Origin of the sequence: Bradyrhizobium genomosp. III, assembly GCF_000261705.1 — a bacterium.
GTDB classification, from domain to species: domain Bacteria; phylum Pseudomonadota; class Alphaproteobacteria; order Rhizobiales; family Xanthobacteraceae; genus Bradyrhizobium; species Bradyrhizobium ottawaense.
In genome coordinates, this window is the sequence record NZ_AJQF01000210.1 from 16,512 (window position 1) to 33,186 (window position 16,675).

At 64.9% G+C, this 16,675-nt stretch carries 17 protein-coding genes and 1 pseudogene; 8 read left to right on the forward strand and 10 right to left on the reverse strand.

Annotation, left to right across the window (positions count from 1 at the left end):
• Positions 1-591: 591 nt before the first annotated feature.
• The gene (locus IC66_RS0118285) at positions 592-1,143 is read left to right on the forward strand and encodes a RidA family protein (protein ID WP_244429123.1); all 552 of its coding nucleotides are present in this window, start codon (positions 592-594) and stop codon (positions 1,141-1,143) included.
• 324 nt (positions 1,144-1,467) lie between these two features.
• Here the strand turns inward: IC66_RS0118285 and IC66_RS0118290 are convergent, their stop codons facing one another.
• The 3 genes from IC66_RS0118290 to IC66_RS0118300 form a co-directional block, all read right to left on the reverse strand.
• Positions 1,468-2,031 (reverse strand): cytochrome P460 family protein, encoded by a 564-nt coding sequence (locus IC66_RS0118290; RefSeq protein WP_038948590.1) that lies wholly within the window; start codon positions 2,029-2,031, stop codon positions 1,468-1,470.
• Positions 2,032-2,104: 73 nt separating this feature from the next.
• On the reverse strand, positions 2,105-3,133 hold the full coding sequence (locus IC66_RS0118295) for an alpha/beta fold hydrolase (RefSeq protein ID WP_038948591.1): 1,029 nt from the start codon (positions 3,131-3,133) through the stop codon (positions 2,105-2,107).
• Between the two features lie 37 nt (positions 3,134-3,170).
• On the reverse strand, positions 3,171-3,590 hold the full coding sequence (locus IC66_RS0118300; protein ID WP_028139856.1) for an organic hydroperoxide resistance protein: 420 nt from the start codon (positions 3,588-3,590) through the stop codon (positions 3,171-3,173).
• A 198-nt stretch (positions 3,591-3,788) separates the two neighbouring features.
• Here IC66_RS0118300 and IC66_RS0118305 point away from each other — a divergent pair, with 198 nt between their 5' ends.
• Positions 3,789-6,665 (forward strand): ATP-binding protein, encoded by a 2,877-nt coding sequence (locus IC66_RS0118305; protein ID WP_038948592.1) that lies wholly within the window; start codon positions 3,789-3,791, stop codon positions 6,663-6,665.
• A gap of 72 nt (positions 6,666-6,737) precedes the next feature.
• Here IC66_RS0118305 and IC66_RS0118310 read toward each other — a convergent pair whose 3' ends face one another.
• Positions 6,738-7,409 carry a response regulator gene (locus IC66_RS0118310; RefSeq protein WP_018316334.1) on the reverse strand — a complete coding sequence of 224 codons (672 nt, stop codon included), beginning with the start codon at positions 7,407-7,409 and terminating at the stop codon, positions 6,738-6,740.
• Between the two features lie 338 nt (positions 7,410-7,747).
• Here IC66_RS0118310 and IC66_RS0118315 point away from each other — a divergent pair, with 338 nt between their 5' ends.
• The gene (locus IC66_RS0118315; RefSeq protein WP_173015728.1) at positions 7,748-9,373 is read left to right on the forward strand and encodes an MFS transporter; all 1,626 of its coding nucleotides are present in this window, start codon (positions 7,748-7,750) and stop codon (positions 9,371-9,373) included.
• A gap of 77 nt (positions 9,374-9,450) precedes the next feature.
• Here IC66_RS0118315 and IC66_RS0118320 read toward each other — a convergent pair whose 3' ends face one another.
• Together IC66_RS0118320 and IC66_RS0118325 are read right to left on the reverse strand one after the other, a co-directional pair.
• The gene (locus IC66_RS0118320; protein WP_038948594.1) at positions 9,451-9,924 is read right to left on the reverse strand and encodes a secondary thiamine-phosphate synthase enzyme YjbQ; all 474 of its coding nucleotides are present in this window, start codon (positions 9,922-9,924) and stop codon (positions 9,451-9,453) included.
• 159 nt (positions 9,925-10,083) lie between these two features.
• Positions 10,084-10,605: a hypothetical protein gene (locus IC66_RS0118325; RefSeq protein WP_028139852.1), complete on the reverse strand. Its 522-nt coding sequence runs from the start codon at positions 10,603-10,605 to the stop codon at positions 10,084-10,086.
• A 359-nt stretch (positions 10,606-10,964) separates the two neighbouring features.
• Between IC66_RS0118325 and IC66_RS0118330 the strand changes: the two genes are divergently transcribed.
• The 5 genes from IC66_RS0118330 to IC66_RS0118355 all read left to right on the forward strand — a co-directional run bounded on the left by IC66_RS0118330 (position 10,965) and on the right by IC66_RS0118355 (position 13,606).
• Positions 10,965-11,339: an AtpZ/AtpI family protein gene (locus IC66_RS0118330; RefSeq protein ID WP_028139851.1), complete on the forward strand. Its 375-nt coding sequence runs from the start codon at positions 10,965-10,967 to the stop codon at positions 11,337-11,339.
• Positions 11,340-11,448: 109 nt separating this feature from the next.
• Entirely contained in the window at positions 11,449-12,198 is a 750-nt protein-coding gene (locus tag IC66_RS0118340; protein ID WP_028139850.1) for a F0F1 ATP synthase subunit A, read from the forward strand.
• Positions 12,199-12,251: 53 nt separating this feature from the next.
• Positions 12,252-12,482, forward strand: a complete 231-nt coding sequence (locus IC66_RS0118345) for a F0F1 ATP synthase subunit C (protein ID WP_007599451.1) — start codon at positions 12,252-12,254, stop codon at positions 12,480-12,482.
• 66 nt (positions 12,483-12,548) lie between these two features.
• On the forward strand, positions 12,549-13,115 hold the full coding sequence (locus tag IC66_RS0118350) for a F0F1 ATP synthase subunit B (RefSeq protein ID WP_028139849.1): 567 nt from the start codon (positions 12,549-12,551) through the stop codon (positions 13,113-13,115).
• Positions 13,116-13,120: 5 nt separating this feature from the next.
• Positions 13,121-13,606: a F0F1 ATP synthase subunit B family protein gene (locus IC66_RS0118355; RefSeq protein ID WP_028139848.1), complete on the forward strand. Its 486-nt coding sequence runs from the start codon at positions 13,121-13,123 to the stop codon at positions 13,604-13,606.
• Positions 13,607-13,802: 196 nt separating this feature from the next.
• Here IC66_RS0118355 and IC66_RS0118360 read toward each other — a convergent pair whose 3' ends face one another.
• The 4 genes and pseudogenes from IC66_RS0118360 to IC66_RS46295 form a co-directional block, all read right to left on the reverse strand.
• Positions 13,803-14,453: a hypothetical protein gene (locus IC66_RS0118360; RefSeq protein ID WP_038948595.1), complete on the reverse strand. Its 651-nt coding sequence runs from the start codon at positions 14,451-14,453 to the stop codon at positions 13,803-13,805.
• A 161-nt stretch (positions 14,454-14,614) separates the two neighbouring features.
• On the reverse strand, positions 14,615-15,202 hold the full coding sequence (locus IC66_RS0118365) for a GNAT family N-acetyltransferase (protein ID WP_018316343.1): 588 nt from the start codon (positions 15,200-15,202) through the stop codon (positions 14,615-14,617).
• Between the two features lie 39 nt (positions 15,203-15,241).
• Positions 15,242-16,531 carry a M16 family metallopeptidase gene (locus IC66_RS0118370; protein ID WP_028139846.1) on the reverse strand — a complete coding sequence of 430 codons (1,290 nt, stop codon included), beginning with the start codon at positions 16,529-16,531 and terminating at the stop codon, positions 15,242-15,244.
• A pseudogene (locus tag IC66_RS46295) lies at positions 16,528-16,675 on the reverse strand (threonine synthase); the annotation flags it as partial. The gene IC66_RS0118370 and the pseudogene IC66_RS46295, both read right to left, overlap by 4 nt.

Consider the following 16,675-nt stretch of genomic DNA (forward strand, 5'->3'; position numbering starts at 1 on the left):
AAGGCCGGGTGCCGGCTGGCACCCGCGGTCCGCTGCGCGAAATGCACACGCAGGAAGAACCGCACAGCAGCATACAGGTGACGCCGAACACACGGCCTTCCCTGCGCGATGGTCGGACGGCTTATGCCGTGCTCTCCCGGGAGCCGAACTTTCCCTCTGGCCTCCCTCGCCTCACGGAATTCGCCGGCATGGCGCCGGTTGGCGCCATGTCGCCTCCGTAAGACTTGACCGTAGCAACGACGGCCAGGACCACACGGTTTTGCCGTACGCACACAGCGCCGTTCGTACAACGCGGCTTGCGAGAAGCTCACGGGGATCGGCTCAATCCATCACCCCGCCCCGCGTCTCACATCCGCGACGGCGCCAATGCGTCCACCGCAGCCCGATCCGCGGCTCGTGACGACGTACGACCGCCCCTTTTCGCCGGATCAGGGTGAGCAATACCTACGACAAAGCCGAATTTCTGTAAATACGAATATTTTCGATCAAGCCGATTGACCCAGCCGTTGCTGTTTTGCCTGACGATCACCCAAGCCCTTGGGGTGACCCGGGCACGTCGCCCGCAAAATCATGCCTTGAAGAACGCACTTGATGTCCGCTGATCTCTTCCAGCAGCGCAAAACGCGGATATTGTCCAACTTCATAACCGGAAGTGCGGCTTGCCGGAATCATGAGTATTATCCTCGTAGTATCACCGCCGATCGTCGGCATAACCAAGGTCTCGCAATGAGCCGAACGGTACATGCTCCCACTGGACTCTTTGACAGCCGGCACTACGGCTTTGCGCAGGTAGCAATCGTCCCAACGCGCCTCGGCGACGCCGTCCATGTGTCTGGCCAAGTGGCTTGGGACGCAGATCGAAACGTCGTTGGTGCCGGTGATATTCGGCTCCAACTCGAGAAAAGTCTGGAGAATCTTGCGGCCGCCCTGGCGTCCGTCGGTGCAAAACTATGCGACGTCGGTGCACTTCGGCTCTATATCAGGCAAAGTCATATGCATGAGAGCAGCGCCATCACCGGAGCTCTCAAGGCGGCCTTCGGCGAGAATCCGCCTTGCGCAACTTGGATCGGGGTGTCGAGCCTCGCGAATGAGGCGTTCCTCATCGAGGTCGAGCCTTCGGTCGTTTTTATTGACCGAGAGTGACTTGATAGCCAGCGGCAGCCTCGGGCTGCGATAAGCAAACTCGGTGGTCAAGGCCCTCTGTCGCTCGGTCATTGAGCGGCATCGCTTGAACGTCCGCAATGGGTCAAAACCGGCAATGTTCTGAACGAGCCGAATGACTTCGCTCTGCCTCAAGACCGGACATCCGCGAGTTAGCGAGGAAGCGCCTCAGCCCGTCGGTAAGCCCTGCCTGTCCTAGTGGCAACCATCGCGTCTTGCGTCCGGCTCTCGATGCCGGGCTTTTGCAGGATCGCGCAGATGTGCGCCTTGCGATGGCGGCGGAATGATTGCCGGCCGAGGTCCGCTTCAGGGCGCAAGCCGTGTGAAGACGTAGTCGCGGCTGCCCGCGCGGGCTTCGTGACAGCCCCAGCAGGTGCGGTGCTGGGCCTCGTCGACCGGCTTGCCGTTGATGAAACGGCCAAAACCCCAGCCGCCCGTCGCGGCGTATTTTTTGGAATCCTTGACCATCACCTGGACCGTGGTGGCGGCGCCGGGGATGGTCGCGGACGCAAACTCAGGTGACTGTTTGCGTTTCCAGGCGCGCTTGACCAGAATGGTGCCGTCGGGGAACGGCAGCTTGCCGGCCTGATACGCGTCGATTGCGATCCGGTTGCCGACGACAGCGCGGAGCTCGTCGAGCGGCGCGGCCTCTTCGGCCGGCGCGATCAGCTCCCACTGCTTGTAGTCCGGCGGAATCGTGACGCCGAAGATCGGCGAGGCGTCGGCCGTGCCGCGTGCCGCCGGCCCCTCCGCCGAAGCGATCGTGACGAGATACGGCACGCAGGTCAGGAGCATGACGAGCAGGACCACGGCGAGCACGATCATCGTGGCGTAGGGAGATTTGTTCTTTTCAGGTTCGGCTGGCGTCATGACCATTCATCAAGCTGGGTTCAATGGGCGATCCTCGGTCCGGCCCATGGCTGGACCGAGGTGTCGTAGATGCTCAGGCGCCGTCGGCGTCGATGACGGCCTTGGCGAAGGCTTGCGGTGCTTCTTGCGGCAAATTGTGGCCGATGCCGCCGGTGATCAGGCGAAACTCGTATCGACCCGAGAACTTCCTGGCATAGGCGCTCGGGTCGGGATGCGGCGCGCCGTTGGCGTCGCCCTCCATCGTGATCGTCGGCACGTCGATGACGGGAGCCGCCGCCAGCTTCTTTTCGAGATGCTCGTATTTCGCTTCGCCCTGGGCGAGCCCGAGCCGCCAGCGGTAGTTATGGATCGTGATCGCGACATGATCCTTGTTGTCCAGCGCCGCCGCACTTCGATTGAAGGTGGCGTCGTCGAACTTCCATTGCGGTGAGGCGAGCTTCCAGATCAGCTTGGCGAAATCATGCGTGTACTTCTCGTATCCGGCACGGCCGCGCTCGGTGGCGAAATAGAACTGGTACCACCATTGCAGCTCGGCAGACGGCGGCAACGGCGCGTTGCCGGCGGCCTGGCTCGAGATCAGATAGCCGCTGACCGACACCAGCGCGCGGCAGCGCTCCGGCCACAGCGCGGCGATGATGTCGGCGGTGCGCGCGCCCCAATCGAAGCCGGCGACGACCGCCTTCTTGATATCGAGCTTGTCCATCAGCGCGATGACATCGGCCGCCATCGCGGCAGGCTCGCCGTTGCGCGGCGTCTCGCTGGAAAGGAAATGCGTCGTGCCGTAGCCGCGCAAGTGAGGGATGATCACGCGATAGCCGGCCTTGGCCAGGATCGGCGCGACGTCGACGAAGGCGTGAATGTCGTAGGGCCAGCCGTGCAGCAGGATCGCCACGGGACCGTTCGAAGGACCCGCCTCGGCATAGCCGACATTGAGGACGCCGGCATCGATCTGCTTCATCGTGCCGAAGGACGCAGTCGATGCGGACGATTTCGGCGCTTCGGTCTCGGCGCGCGCGAGGTCGATTACGCCAAGACCGACGGCGACGGTTCCGGCGGCGACGCCAAAGAACTGGCGGCGATGCTGGTCGATGATCTGCTTCATGGTGGAGCTACCTTTCTTGATGGTTGGTGATGGCGCGTCAGATCAGCGCGACCGTGACGTCGATGTTGCCGCGAACGGCCTTGGAATAGGGGCAGGTCCGATGCGCATCATCGATGATGCCGCGCGCGATCTCGGGGTCGAGGCCCGGCAGGCTGACATTGAGCCGCGCCCGCAGCGAATAGGCGCCCTCGTCGAGCACGAGATCGATTTCGGCATCGATCGCGCATTTCCTGGGAAGCTCGATCTTCCGCTGGCGCGCCGCGATCTCCATCGCGCCTTCGAAGCAGGCCGACCAGCCGGCGGCGAACAATTGCTCGGGATTGGTGCCTATGCCTGCGGCGCCCGGCGGCGACAGCTTGACGTCGAGGCGGCCGTCGGAGCTGCGCGATATGCCGTCGCCTCGGCCGCCGCTGGTGTGGGTCTTGGCCGTGTAGAGTGTTTTTGCCGCCTGCGTCATGAAGCTGTCCTTTCCGTTGCGCAACTGACTAGCAGTGGCTGGTGCAGGACACCCGTTGGGAGTTGTGAGAAGTTGTGAAGCCAGACCTCGCGCGCTTAACAAGGCCTGCATCCGCGGTCTGATGCCGATGCAGCGACGGCCTTGCCGGATCGCGATCATCTGGCTATCGGGGCCTGTCGAAGGGACCCGAGATTTGCCATGACAGAGCCGGCCGGCACCGCAACGGGAACTTTATCGTTCGGGCCATTCTCCGTGACGCCACATGAACGGCTCGTGATGCGCGACGGCGTCGCGTTGCCGCTCGGCGCGAAAGCGTTCGACACGCTGATGGCGCTGATGTCGCGGCCGAACCAGGTCATCGGCAAATGGGACCTGATGGCGCTGGTGTGGCCCGGCATCACCGTCGAGGAGGCCAATCTGCGCTTTCACGTCGCAGCGCTGCGCAAGGCGCTCGGCGACGGCAAGGACGGCGCCCGCTACATCACGACGCTGTCCGGCCGCGGCTATTGCTTCGTGGCGCCGATTTCGCAACTCGCAGCGCCGATTTCGCAAACAGGCATTGCGGCAACCCAGCGCCCCGCGCCGCGGCTGGAATTGCCGCCGGTGAAACTGCCGAACCGGTTACAGCGGATGGTCGGGCGCGACGATGAGATCGCCGCCGTCTCCGACAGGCTCATCGCCTCGCGCTTTGTGACGATCGCCGGCCCGGGCGGCGTCGGCAAGACGGCGGTCGCAGTGGCGATCGCTCACGACCTGCTCGAGACCTTCTCCGATGCCGCGCACTTTGTTGATCTCGCCGCGCTCAGCGATCCCGATCTCGTGATCACCTCGATCCTGCTGATGCTGGGCTTGCCGGCCGAGACCGACGATCCCCTGCCCGCGCTGCTCGCGCATGTCAGGGACAAGCGGATGCTGCTGGTTCTCGACAATTGCGAGCACGTCATCGCGACGGCCGCACCGCTGGCGGCGGACATCTTCCAGGCGGCGCCACATGTCCATATCCTCGCGACCAGCCGCGAGGCCCTGCGCGTCGAGGGCGAGCAGGTCTATCGATTGGCGCCGCTTGCCGTTCCGCCCGACGGCTCCGGACTGACGGTCGCCGCAGCGCAGACCTATCCGGCGCTGCAACTGTTCCTCGAACGTGCCACGGCCAGCGGCGCGCAGATCAGTCTCGACGACGCCAATGCCGCGATCATCGCGAGGATCTGCCGCAAGCTCGACGGCATGGCGCTGGCGATCGAACTCGCCGCCGGCCGGGTCGAAGCCTACGGCCTGGAGCAGACGGCCGCACTGCTCGACGAGCGCCTCAATCTGCTCTGGCAGGGCCAGCGAACGGCGCCGCCCCGGCAGAAGACATTGCAGGCCACGCTCGACTGGAGCTACGGACTGCTGTCGGATCTCGAACGCCTCGTGCTGCGCAGGCTTGCGGTCTTCGCCGGGCATTTCACCATCGACGCGGCGCTCGAGGTCGTGCCGGACGAGCGCGTCGACCAGGCCCGCCTGTTCGACGCCGTCGACAGTCTCGTGGCCAAATCGATGGTCGCGCCGCGCCCCATCGGCGCCATGATGCGCTACCGCCTGCTCGACACGACGCGCGCCTATCTGCTCGAGATCGAGCCCGACGGCGCGGCTCTCGCCGCGCGCCACGCGACTTACTACCGGCGATGGCTGGAACAGGCCGGCATGACATGGGCCGCCGTGCCGAGCGCGGACGAACGAGCTGCTCACTTCTCCGCACTTCACAATGTGCGCGCCGCGCTCGACTGGTGCTTCGGGGCGGGCGGTGATCTCGGCATCGGCATTGCGCTCACCGCCGCCGCGGCGCCGATCTTCCTGGCGATGTCCCTGTTGATCGAATGCCGGCGCTGGTCGGAACGGGCGCTGCTGGCGATGGACCCCTCCTCGCGCGGCAGCGCCGAGGAAATGCACATCCAGGCCGCCCTCGGACTGACCCTGATGTTCACCCGCGGCGGCAGCGAAGCGGCGCGCAGCGCCCTGAGCCGGAGCCTTGCGATCGCGCAGGCGCGCGGCGACGACATCAACCAGCTCCAGCTGCTCGGCCGGATGCATATCTTTCACGAGCGGATGGGAGAGTTCGACGCCGCGCTCGGCTATGCGCAGCAGAGCCTCGCGGTCGCGAGGTCGCTGGGCGATCCCGCCTCGATCGCCCTCGCCCATTCCCTCCTCGGCGTCTCCTTGCATCTGGCAGGCGAGCATCGCGACGCGCGCGAGATGCTGGAGGTCGCCTGGCGGGGACCGGGCACGGAGCGAATCAGCACCGTCCACGGCTTCGATCATCGCAACCGGGCCGGCATCACGCTGGCTCGCGAGCTCTGGTTGCAGGGCCGCCCCGCGGATGCGCTGCAGCTGGCGCGGCAGACGGTCACCGAGGCCGCGCAGATGGATCACCCGATCACGCTCTGCATTGCGCTGATCTGGACGGTCGCGATTGATCTGTGGAGCGGAGACCTCGACGGTGCGGACGCGAATATCGACCGCTTCATCGCGCATGCGACGTCGCGCTCGATGGGGCCTTATCTCGCCGTCGGCCGCGGCGTCAAAGGCGAGCTGGCGATCCGGCGCGGCGATGCGGCCGGTGGCGTCGAGACGATCAGGACTTGCCTGCGCGAGCTCCACGATGCCGGCTACGAGCTGCTGACCACGACGTTCAACATCGCGCTGGTTCAGGGATGGTTGGCGCTCGGCCAGACCGAGCAGAGCGCACAGCTGATCGACGACGCCATCCGCCTCGTCGCGCAGAGCGGCGATCACCTCTACATGCCCGAGCTGTTGCGCATGAAAGGCAAGGTCCTATCGTACCTGCCGGAACCGCAGGTCGAGGGCGCGGAGGCCTGCCTGGTGCAGTCGCTGGAGCTCAGCCGCGGCAAGGGCGCGAAAGCCTGGGAGCTGCGGGCCGCGATCGACCTCGCCCGGCTAATTGCCGAACGCGGCCGGCGTGACGAAGCAAAACGGTTGCTTCAATCGGTTCTGAAGGGCTTTGCTGAAGGTGCCGAAACGGAGGACATCAGGATCGGCAACGAACTGCTGCGGAGGTTATCAACCCCGCCATCCTGATGAGGTGCGAGGCATGGGACGCAACGCGCTCCATGGGGCGCCTCGGGATGACGGGTTTTGATAGCTTGGCGCTCACCCCGTCGGCGTGCCCTGCTTCCACTGGCCGCCGGCGATCTTGGCGGCCGCGATCACCGCCTGGGTGCGGCTCTCGACGCCGAGCTTTTGCAAGATCGCCGAGACATGAGCCTTGATGGTGGCCTCGGAGACCCCAAGTTCATAGGCGATCTGCTTGTTGAGCAGGCCCTCCGACAGCATCATCAGGACCCGGACCTGCTGCGGCGTCAGGGTCACCAGGCGGTCGCGCAGGCGCGTCATGTCGGGATCGGCCGCAGCCGACAAATCGGTATCGGCGGGAACCCAGACGTCGCCCTCCATCACCTTGAGGATGGCGTCGCGCAGGGTCTCGACGCCGAATCGCTTGGGAATGAAGCCGGAGGCGCCGAAATCGAGCGAACGGCGGATCGTGGCGCTGTCATCGGACGCCGAGACGATCACCACCGGGATCGCCGGATATTGCGCGCGCAGATAGATCAGGCCGGAAAAGCCTGAGATCCCGGGCATCGAGAGGTCGAGCAGGATCAGGTCGACATCCGAGGTCTGTTCCAGGAGCTTGGTCAGATCCTCGAACGATCCGGCCTCGTCGATCCTGGCCGAGGTCAGGACGCCGGCCACCGCCTGTCGCAGCGCGTCGCGGAAAAGAGGATGGTCATCGGCGATGACGAGATGGGTCGAGGGAGCGTTCATCGTTCTCTTGCTGTCGTTCGCGGGCCGGCGGACCAATCCCGGATATGTCAATTCTTCCCCGAGCGGCCGTGGCATGCAAGTGCACATTATCCCTTTGCTGCAAAGGGGTTAATCCGGAAGCCTACGTGGCGGCGCGCCGGTGCCCGATACCGGGCGTCAGCTACGCGTCAGTGCGCAAGGCCGAAAGTCGTATTGGGGCGGGTTTCACGCCGATGTTACCTTGCGGGCAAGACCTGGGTTGATCCGGCATGTCCGGACGTCTGGGGCGCGAGGAAACGCAATTCGGGGAGCGACTCAACATGTCGACAATGGCCGTATCTCAAGCAGGCGCGGGAGGGATGACGAAGGACGAACGGTTCGTCATTCTCGCCTCCTCGCTCGGTACCGTCTTCGAGTGGTACGATTTCTACCTCTACGGTTCGCTGGCCGGCATCATCGGCGCGCAGTTCTTCTCGGCCTATCCGCCGGCAACCCGCGACATCTTCGCGCTGCTGGCGTTCGCAGCCGGCTTCCTGGTGCGTCCGTTCGGCGCGATCGTGTTCGGCCGCATCGGCGACATCGTCGGCCGCAAATATACCTTCCTCGTCACCATCCTGATCATGGGTCTGTCGACCTTCATCGTCGGCCTGCTGCCGAACGCGGCCACCATCGGCATCGCGGCTCCGATCATCCTGATCGCGCTGCGCCTCGCCCAGGGCCTGGCGCTCGGCGGTGAGTATGGCGGCGCGGCGACCTACGTCGCGGAACATGCTCCGAACGGCAAGCGCGGCTACTACACCTCCTTCATTCAAACCACCGCGACGCTCGGCCTGTTCCTGTCGCTGCTGGTGATCCTGTTCACCCGTAGCGCCCTCGGCGAGACCGACTTCGCGGCGTGGGGCTGGCGCATCCCGTTCCTGGTCTCGGTGCTGCTGCTCGGCATCTCGGTCTGGATCCGGCTTCGCCTCAATGAATCCCCGATCTTCCAGAAGATGAAGGACGAGGGCAAGAGCTCGAAGGCGCCGCTGACCGAAGCCTTCGGCAACTGGCAGAACGGCAAGCTCGTGCTGCTCGCGCTGCTCGGCGGCGTGATGGGCCAGGGCGTCGTCTGGTACACCGGCCAGTTCTACGCGCTGTTCTTCCTGCAATCGATCCTGAAGGTCGACGGTTACACCGCCAACCTGCTGATCGCCTGGTCGCTGCTGCTCGGCACCGGCTTCTTCATCGTGTTCGGCATGCTGTCCGACAAGATCGGCCGCAAGCCGATCATCCTCGGCGGCTGCCTGATCGCGGCGCTGACCTTCTTCCCGATCTTCAAGATGATCACCACCAATGCCAACCCGGCACTGGAAAAGGCGATCGAATCGGTCAAGGTCGACGTGGTGGCGGATCCCGCGGGTTGCGGCGACCTGTTCAACCCGGTCGGCACCCGTGTCTTCACCGCACCTTGCGACACCGCACGCGCTTATCTGTCGCAGTCGTCGGTCAGGTACACGACCACGCCGGGCGCAGCCGGCTCGGGCGTGAAGGTGGTGGTCAACGGCAAGGACATCGCCTACGCCAACGCCAAGGACGGCAACCCGGCGGTGCTCGCCGCGGTGCAGGCGGCCGGTTATCCGAAGGGCGGCGACGCCGGAATCGTGAAGATGGCGCATCCGTTCGACATCTTCCGTCCGCAGGTGGCGGCGATCATCGGCCTGCTGTTCGTGCTCGTGGTCTACGTCACCATGGTGTACGGCCCGATCGCGGCGATGCTGGTCGAACTGTTCCCGACCCGCATCCGCTACACCTCGATGTCGCTGCCCTACCACATCGGCAACGGCTGGTTCGGCGGCCTGCTGCCGGCGACCGCCTTTGCCATCGTGGCCTCGACCGGCGACATCTATGCCGGCCTCTGGTATCCGATCATCTTCGCCTCGATTACCGTCGTGATCGGCTTCTTCTTCCTGCCCGAGACCAAGGACGTCGACATCAAGGCGACCTGATCGAAAGCAGCGATAAGCACAACGAACCGGCCGCGGAGCGATCCGCGGCCGGTTTTGTTTTGAGCGCTAAAATTGCTTTACTGATTGCTGCCGACGAATTGCAGCACCACCTCGCGCCGGTGCGGGCGCTTGCGGTGCTCGATCAAGTAGATCGCCTGCCAGGTGCCGAGGGCAAGCCGGCCGTTCAGGACCGGAACCTGAAGCGAGGCCCCGGTCAGCATCGTCTTGATATGTGCCGGCATGTCGTCGGGTCCTTCGGTGTCGTGGATCCACCCGGCATTCTCCGGCGCGAGCCGGGATAATGCCGTGGTGAGATCGACGAGCACGGACGGATCGGCATTCTCCTGGATCGTCAGCGAGGCCGAGGTATGGCGGATGAACAGCGTCAGCGCGCCGTCGCGCGCGTGAACCTCGGCGATGAATTTTGCAGCCTCGCTGGTCAGATCGGTGAAGCCGCGGCCCGGTGTCTGCACGGTCAGCAATGACGATGCGACGGTGGTGGCTTGCACCGACGATGGCGCCGAGCGCGTGATGGATTTGGCTGATGTCATCAAATATCTCGATTGATCGAACACTGCCGTTGGGTGGGCAAAGGCGCGAAGCGACGTGCCCACGTCCTTTCTCAGCATCGTGGAAACATGATGGGCACGGCGTAAGAACGCCTTTGCCCACCTACGGCACCTCAACGCATGGATGGCGCGAAGGGGTCCTCAAATCTTCCCCGACACGTCCTTCTGGACGCGGTTGGCCATGTCGATCAGCCGCCGCCAGGCCCTTTCCAGAAACGACATCACGCGGTCGACGTCCTGATCGCTCGGCAGCGGGATCTCGATCTTGCGCTCGCCCTCGGCGCCCTTGGGCTCCGCTTTCTTCAGCGGGTCGGATTTCGGCAGCGCCTCGTCGATCTTGCCGGACACCGTCGGCCCGGCCGCGAGCTGTCCCTTCAGCCTCTCGACCTCGGCCTGGAGTCGGCCGATCTCGGCGTCGAGCGCGGTCCGTTCGTCGGGCACCGCGTAGCAGGCCCAGCCGATGCCGTTCTTGGTGCAGGTCGATACCGTGCCGGTGCGCGTGTCGAGCCGCAGCACGCCCTCGGGGATCGGCGCCATGCTGTAGCGGCCGTTCTCGCTGTCGGGCGTGGATTGCGCGGCCTCGAGGTCGCCGCCGATCGCCATCGCGGCGGCGAACGCCGCCAGCGCAAGCCATGATGTTGTGGATGACGTCACTGGTCTCATCGCGCTCTCCGCCACGACGTGCAGGTGGCCCTCTCGCAAATTCTACACCCCGGTGAGGCGATCCGCCGCCCAAAACACGCACCCGCATCAACGATCGCGGCGGCGTCTTCGATCCCGGCAGCGTGGCGTAAGGGCGGCCGCATCCGCCGATCCTGAGGCCTGCTGCTGCGGTGCGGCGTCACGCTGTGTGCAGCGCTGCCGTGTGCGCCAATATCATCAAACAAATCAGCTACATAACCGAAAGCGACGCAATCGTGACTTGGCTTGACTTGATTATGGGCCATCAGTATGGTCCGCGCGGCTTTTGAGGGTGGCGGGCGCAATTTCCATTCAGCCGCGGCGTTTCGGGTCTTCGTTGCATGACACAGGGCACGGGACACGGCGAGAATGGGGATCGCGATAGATCGTCCGAGGAAGCTGCGCTTTCCGAACGGCTCGGAAAACTTGATCAGCGGTTGTCCGAACTCCGGGACCAACGAATCAAGACCGAGCAACCCGCAGGTGACGGTGAAGACAGAGCGGCCAGAGCTTCGGCGATGGCGCTTGGTTTCCGGTTATCCTCCGAGTTGGTCGCCGGGGTCGTCGTCGGAGCGGGGATTGGCTGGGGTTTCGACCGCTTGCTGTCGACGTCGCCTTTCGGATTTATCGTGTTCCTGTTGCTGGGCTTCGTCGCCGGCGTGGTGAATGTGGTGAGAACGGCGGGTGCGGGTCAAGACAGGCGCGGTGGGTCTTAGCCGATCCGCACCAGAGGAATGATCGTGCCGGCCTTGCCGGTACGGGCCGGCCCGGCCGGCAGACCGAGACCCGCCGGCATTGCCCGGCAGACCAAGAGATGCCGCGCTGATGAAAATCGACCCGATCCACCAGTTCAACATCGAGCCTCTCTTCACCCTGGGCCATATCGGCAATCACACGATCGCCTTCACCAATTCGTCGCTCTACATGCTGGTGGCGGTGGCGGTGATCTCGATCCTGATGCTCGCCAGCGGCACGCAGCTGGTTCCCGGGCGCCTGCAGTCGGTTGCCGAAATCTCCTACGAATTCGTCGCCTCGACCATCCGTTCGACGGCCGGCGCGGAAGGCATGAAGTTCTTCCCGCTGATCTTCTCGCTGTTCATGTTCATCTGCGTCTCGAACCTGGTCGGCATCATCCCCTACACCTTCACGGTGTCGAGCCATCTGATCGTCACCGCGGCGCTGGCGCTTCTGGTCTTCTTCACCGTGCTGATCTACGGCGTCGCCAAGAACGGCCTGAAATTCTTCTCTATCTTCGTGCCCCACGGCGTCCCCGGCTACATCCTGCCGCTGGTGATGTTCATCGAGGTCCTGTCGTTCTTCCTGCGGCCGGTCTCCCACAGCGTCCGTCTGTTCGCCAACATGCTGGCCGGCCACATCGCGCTGAAGGTGTTCGCGGGCTTCGTCGCCATGCTCGGCTTCTCGCTCGGGGCGCTGGGCTGGGTCGGCGGCGTGCTGCCGCTGGCTCTCACGGTCGCGCTCTACGCGCTCGAGATTCTGGTCGCGTTCCTGCAAGCCTATGTGTTTGCGATCCTGACCTGCATCTACCTCAACGACGCCATTCATCCGGGACACTGAGCGGTCCGGGGAATTTCCACCCACAACCCAATCTTTCTTCCAAGGAGTCTAAAATGGATCCGGCAGCAGCAAAACTTATCGGCGCGGGCATCGCATGCATCGGCATGGGCGGCGCAGGCGTCGGCGTCGGCGTGATCTTCGGCAACTACCTCGCCGCAGCCGTTCGCAACCCGTCGGCCGCTCAGGGCCAGTTCGGCAACCTGATCTTCGGCTTCGCCGTGACCGAAGCGCTCGGCATTTTCTCGCTGCTGATCGCGCTGCTGCTGCTGTTCGTTCCGCTCTGAGGACGACGTTTTTCGCGCCGTTCCATCCCATTGGGACGGCGCGTGTGACAGCAACAGGAGAACTCCGTGGCTGAAAGTCATGGCGGCGCAAAAGGTCCGGCGGCGGGCGCTCACACCGGGGCTGACGGTGGTCACCACGGTGGCGGTTTTCCGCCGTTCGAGAGCAGCAACTACGCTTCACAGCTGGTGTCGCTCGCGATCTTCTTCGTCCTGCTTTACGTGATCGTGTCCAAGCTTGCTCTGCCGCGTGTCGGCGGTGCGATCGAGGCCCGTCAGAACAAGATCGAGGGCGACCTCGCCGAAGCGCAGAAGCTGAAGGACCAGTCCGACGCGGCGCTGAAGGCCTATGAGAACGAGCTTGCTTCGGCACGCTCGCGCGCGCAGGCGATCGGCAACGAATCCCGCGACAAGGCGAATGCGCAGGCGGACGCCGAGCGCAAGACGCTGGAAGAGCAATTGGCGGCCAAGCTCGCCGGGGCGGAGAAGACCATCGCCTCGACCCGCGCAACCGCCATGAGCAACGTTCGCGGCATCGCCGCCGATGCGGCAGGCCAGATCGTGCAGCAGCTCACCGGCGTGGTTCCGGACGCGGCGTCGGTCAATGCCGCCGTTGATGCGTCCTTGAAGGGTTAGTCGATATGTTCTTCGATCCTGAAACGTGGGTCGCCATCGCTTTCGTGATCCTGATGGTCCTGTTCGGCTATCTCGGGGTCTTCAAGAAAGCGATGGTTGCGCTCGACCATCGCGCCGACCGCATCAAGGCCGAGCTCGACGACGCGACGCGTCTCAAGCAGGAAGCCGCCAAGGTGCTCGCCGACTACAAGGCGCGCACCGCCTCGGCCGAACGCGAGGCCGCCGACATCATCGCCAACGCCAGGAGCGAAGCCGAGCGCATCGCGACTGAGGCCAAGGCGAAGATGGAAGACTTCGTCGCCCGCCGGACCAAGACCGCGGAGAGCAAGATCGCGCTCGCCGAAGCCCAGGCGCTCGCCGATGTCCGTGCCGCAGCGGCGGAAGCCGCCGTCCAGGCCGCCTCGACGATCCTGTCGCAGTCGGTCAAGGGCTCGGTTGCCGACGATCTGATCGCCAAGGGCATCACCGAGGTCCGGCAAAAGCTGAACTGAGGGTTCTGCCTTCACCAATCAAAAAGCCGGCGCAATGAGCGCCGGCTTTTTTTGTCGAAAGACTCTCGTGTCCCGGACGCGGCGCGGCATGAAATGACGCGACGCAGAGCCGGGACCCAGTGTGCCGGCGGCATGGGCCCCGGCTCTGCAGCGCACCGCTGAAGAAGCGCTGCGCTGCGTCCGGGGCACGAGCCCCCTACTTCTTCTTCCGTCCCTTCGGCTCGGGGGACAGCGCCTGCGGGTCGAAGCCGACATAGAAGACATAGGAATCGGCGGTCGAGGCGGAGGGCGTCGGATAAGCCAGATCCTCGACGATGAAGGTGAAGGGCACGCTGCCCCCTTCCGACATCTCGACCGTGGTCCGGTAAGCCTTCGAGGCGATCACTTTCTCGCCGACGCCGCCCTGCACCACCGCGACACGCAAGGGGACCTCGACGGTGGCGGGCGCACCGGCGGGACCGGCGATCACGCGGCCCTGGATTCCGATCCGGGCCGTGATGCCGGCACTGCTGCGGGCACATTCGCGCGCCATCTTGGTGATCGAGGCCTGGAAGCGGATCTCGTTGCCGACGGCCGGCTTTCCGGCCGCCCCCACCGCGTAGGTCGATGCACCCGCACGCACCGTCACCTGCGGGCAATCGAGGTCGTCTTCCGCCGGCTGGCCAGGCGCAGGCGCGGGCTTGGGCGGGGCCGGCTCATCCGACTTGCCGCCGAACAGGCTCTTGAAGCGGTCGGTCAAGGACTGGGCGGCCACCGGCGAAACCGTCGCGAACGACATCGACAATGCCAGCGCGATCGCCGGCATCCGCCGCAGCACATTCCGCGATGACCGAAGCTGCTTCACCATCAAAGCCCGTACTCCAATGACAATTATCCGGCCGATCGCCGGCCGGGGCATGCGGGTTATATCGCCAAAATCGGCGAACCCAAGGCAGCAAAAAGGGGGACTGGGCCAGGGACTTGGCCAGAGGACTTGGCCAGGGGACTTGGCCCAATGAAGCGAGCCGCTCAGCCGCGGAAATCCTCATGCAGCAGGCCGAACAGCAAATGGTCCTGCCAGACCCCGTTGATGCAGAGATAGCGGCGCGCCAGGCCTTCACGGGAGAAACCGCACTTCTCCAGCACCCGGATCGACGGCGCATTGGTGGGGATGCAGGCGGCCTCGACCCGGTGCAGATTGAGCTCGCCGAACAGCGTCGGCAGCAGCACCCGCAGTGCAGCCGTCATGTAGCCGCGATGGGCATGGGGTTGGCCGACCCAATAGCCGATGGTGCCGGCCTGCACGATGCCGCGCCGGACATTGGCCAGCGTGATGCCGCCGACCATGGCGCCGTCGAGCTCCCGGAAGATCAGAAAGGGATAGGAACGGTCCGCGGCAATGTCCTCGGAATAGCGGCGCAGGCGGCGGCGGAAGCCGGAGCGGGTGAGATCGTCAGACGGCCAGATCGGCTCCCAGGGCGTCAGGTAATCGCGGCTGGTCTCGCGCAAATGCGCCCATTGCAGGAAGTCCGACATCTGCGGCGCGCGCAGCAACAGCCCGTTACCGCGCGGCGCGAGGGCGGCGGGTCCACTGGACGGCAGGCGAAAGAGGGCCATGGTGATGCTTCCCGGGGCAGCTCAGCCCGCGCGCGGCTCCTAATGCAGCCGCGCCTTGGCACGTGCCCGCGTCAATCCTTCCGCAAAAGACACCGCCGTGTCCAGACCCCTGCCACTGCCTAATGCGACAACGGCAGGGCGGCTCCGCGACAGCAGCGCACGCGCGGCATCCCGGGTCGATTCGACGCTGACGGCGTCGATCCGGCCCACCAGCTCCTCGACCGTCTGCGGCCGGCCATAGGCCAGCACGTGGCGCGCCAGCTGCTCGGCGCGGGAAGAGCAGCTCTCCAGCGCCATCAGGAGGCCCGCCTTCATCTGCGCCTTGGCCCGTGCGATCTCGGCCTCGGTCAGGGTCTCGACCGAATCGTTCATGATGTCGACCACGACCTCCATCATCTCCGGCGCGTCGGCCGGATCGGTGCCGGTGTAGAGGCCGAAGAAGCCGGTGTCGGTATAGGGCGCGTGGAACGAGTAGATCGAGTAGCAGAGGCCGCGCTTCTCGCGCACCTCCTGGAACAGGCGCGACGACATTCCGCCGCCGAGGATGTTGGTGAAGACCTGGAGCGAGAACAGCGACAGATCGCTCTGCGGCACGCCTTCCAGCGCCAGCGTCAGATGCGCCTGCTCCAGCTCGCGATGCACCACCTTGGCGCCGCCCTTGCCGAACATGGCCGCCTGCGGTTTGGGACCCGGCGTCGCCTCAAAACTTGCGAAGCGCTTCTCGACCTCAGCGACCACTTGCTTGTGATCGACCGCACCGGCCGCGGCCACCACCATGTCGGGCCCGCGATAATGCGTCGAGAGATAGTCGCGCAGCGAATCGCGATTGAAGGCGCGCAGCGTCTTGGCCGTGCCGAGCAGCGAGCGGCCCATCGGCTGGTCGGGGTAGCAGAGCTCGTTGAGATGCTCGAACACGACGTCATCGGGCGTATCCTGCGCGGCACCGATCTCCTGCACGATGACGTTCTTCTCGCGCTCCAGCTCGTCCGGCTCGAAGGCGGGATTGGCGAGGATGTCGGCGAGCACGTCGAGCGCGAGCGGCACGTCGGCCTTGAGCACCCGCGCATAATAGGACGTGGTCTCGGTCGAGGTGCCGGCATTGAGGTCGCCGCCGACCGCCTCGATCTCCTCGACGATCTCGCGCGAGGAGCGTTTCGTCGTGCCCTTGAACGCCATGTGCTCGAGCAGATGCGAGATGCCGTGCTCGTTCGGCTTCTCGTCGCGTCCGCCGACGCCGGCCCACACGCCGAGCGCCGCGGTCTCGAGATGGGGCATCTTGTCGGTAACGACGGTCAGGCCGGAGGCAAGCTTGGAAATCTCGACGCTCATCCGGCAACTCCCTGCTTTGCGGCGCGGCTGACCGACAGCACGAACCGCTCGACCTCGGCCTGATCGTTCTTCATCACCTTCATGTGTTCGGATTTGGTCATCAATCCGTCGAGCCAGGCCGGCAGTTGCGGCCGCTGGCCGCAG

Bases quoted from the DNA above. Each gene is read 5' to 3' on its own strand.
- IC66_RS0118285 (WP_244429123.1), top strand. From the start codon at position 592: ATGTCCGCTGATCTCTTCCAGCAGCGCAAAACGCGGATATTGTCCAAC.
- IC66_RS0118290 (WP_038948590.1), bottom strand. From the start codon at position 2,031: ATGACGCCAGCCGAACCTGAAAAGAACAAATCTCCCTACGCCACGATG.
- IC66_RS0118295 (WP_038948591.1), bottom strand. From the start codon at position 3,133: ATGAAGCAGATCATCGACCAGCATCGCCGCCAGTTCTTTGGCGTCGCC.
- IC66_RS0118300 (WP_028139856.1), bottom strand. From the start codon at position 3,590: ATGACGCAGGCGGCAAAAACACTCTACACGGCCAAGACCCACACCAGC.
- IC66_RS0118305 (WP_038948592.1), top strand. From the start codon at position 3,789: ATGACAGAGCCGGCCGGCACCGCAACGGGAACTTTATCGTTCGGGCCA.
- IC66_RS0118310 (WP_018316334.1), bottom strand. From the start codon at position 7,409: ATGAACGCTCCCTCGACCCATCTCGTCATCGCCGATGACCATCCTCTT.
- IC66_RS0118315 (WP_173015728.1), top strand. From the start codon at position 7,748: ATGACGAAGGACGAACGGTTCGTCATTCTCGCCTCCTCGCTCGGTACC.
- IC66_RS0118320 (WP_038948594.1), bottom strand. From the start codon at position 9,924: ATGACATCAGCCAAATCCATCACGCGCTCGGCGCCATCGTCGGTGCAA.
- IC66_RS0118325 (WP_028139852.1), bottom strand. From the start codon at position 10,605: ATGAGACCAGTGACGTCATCCACAACATCATGGCTTGCGCTGGCGGCG.
- IC66_RS0118330 (WP_028139851.1), top strand. From the start codon at position 10,965: ATGACACAGGGCACGGGACACGGCGAGAATGGGGATCGCGATAGATCG.
- IC66_RS0118340 (WP_028139850.1), top strand. From the start codon at position 11,449: ATGAAAATCGACCCGATCCACCAGTTCAACATCGAGCCTCTCTTCACC.
- IC66_RS0118345 (WP_007599451.1), top strand. From the start codon at position 12,252: ATGGATCCGGCAGCAGCAAAACTTATCGGCGCGGGCATCGCATGCATC.
- IC66_RS0118355 (WP_028139848.1), top strand. From the start codon at position 13,121: ATGTTCTTCGATCCTGAAACGTGGGTCGCCATCGCTTTCGTGATCCTG.
- IC66_RS0118360 (WP_038948595.1), bottom strand. From the start codon at position 14,453: ATGGTGAAGCAGCTTCGGTCATCGCGGAATGTGCTGCGGCGGATGCCG.
- IC66_RS0118365 (WP_018316343.1), bottom strand. From the start codon at position 15,202: ATGGCCCTCTTTCGCCTGCCGTCCAGTGGACCCGCCGCCCTCGCGCCG.
- IC66_RS0118370 (WP_028139846.1), bottom strand. From the start codon at position 16,531: ATGAGCGTCGAGATTTCCAAGCTTGCCTCCGGCCTGACCGTCGTTACC.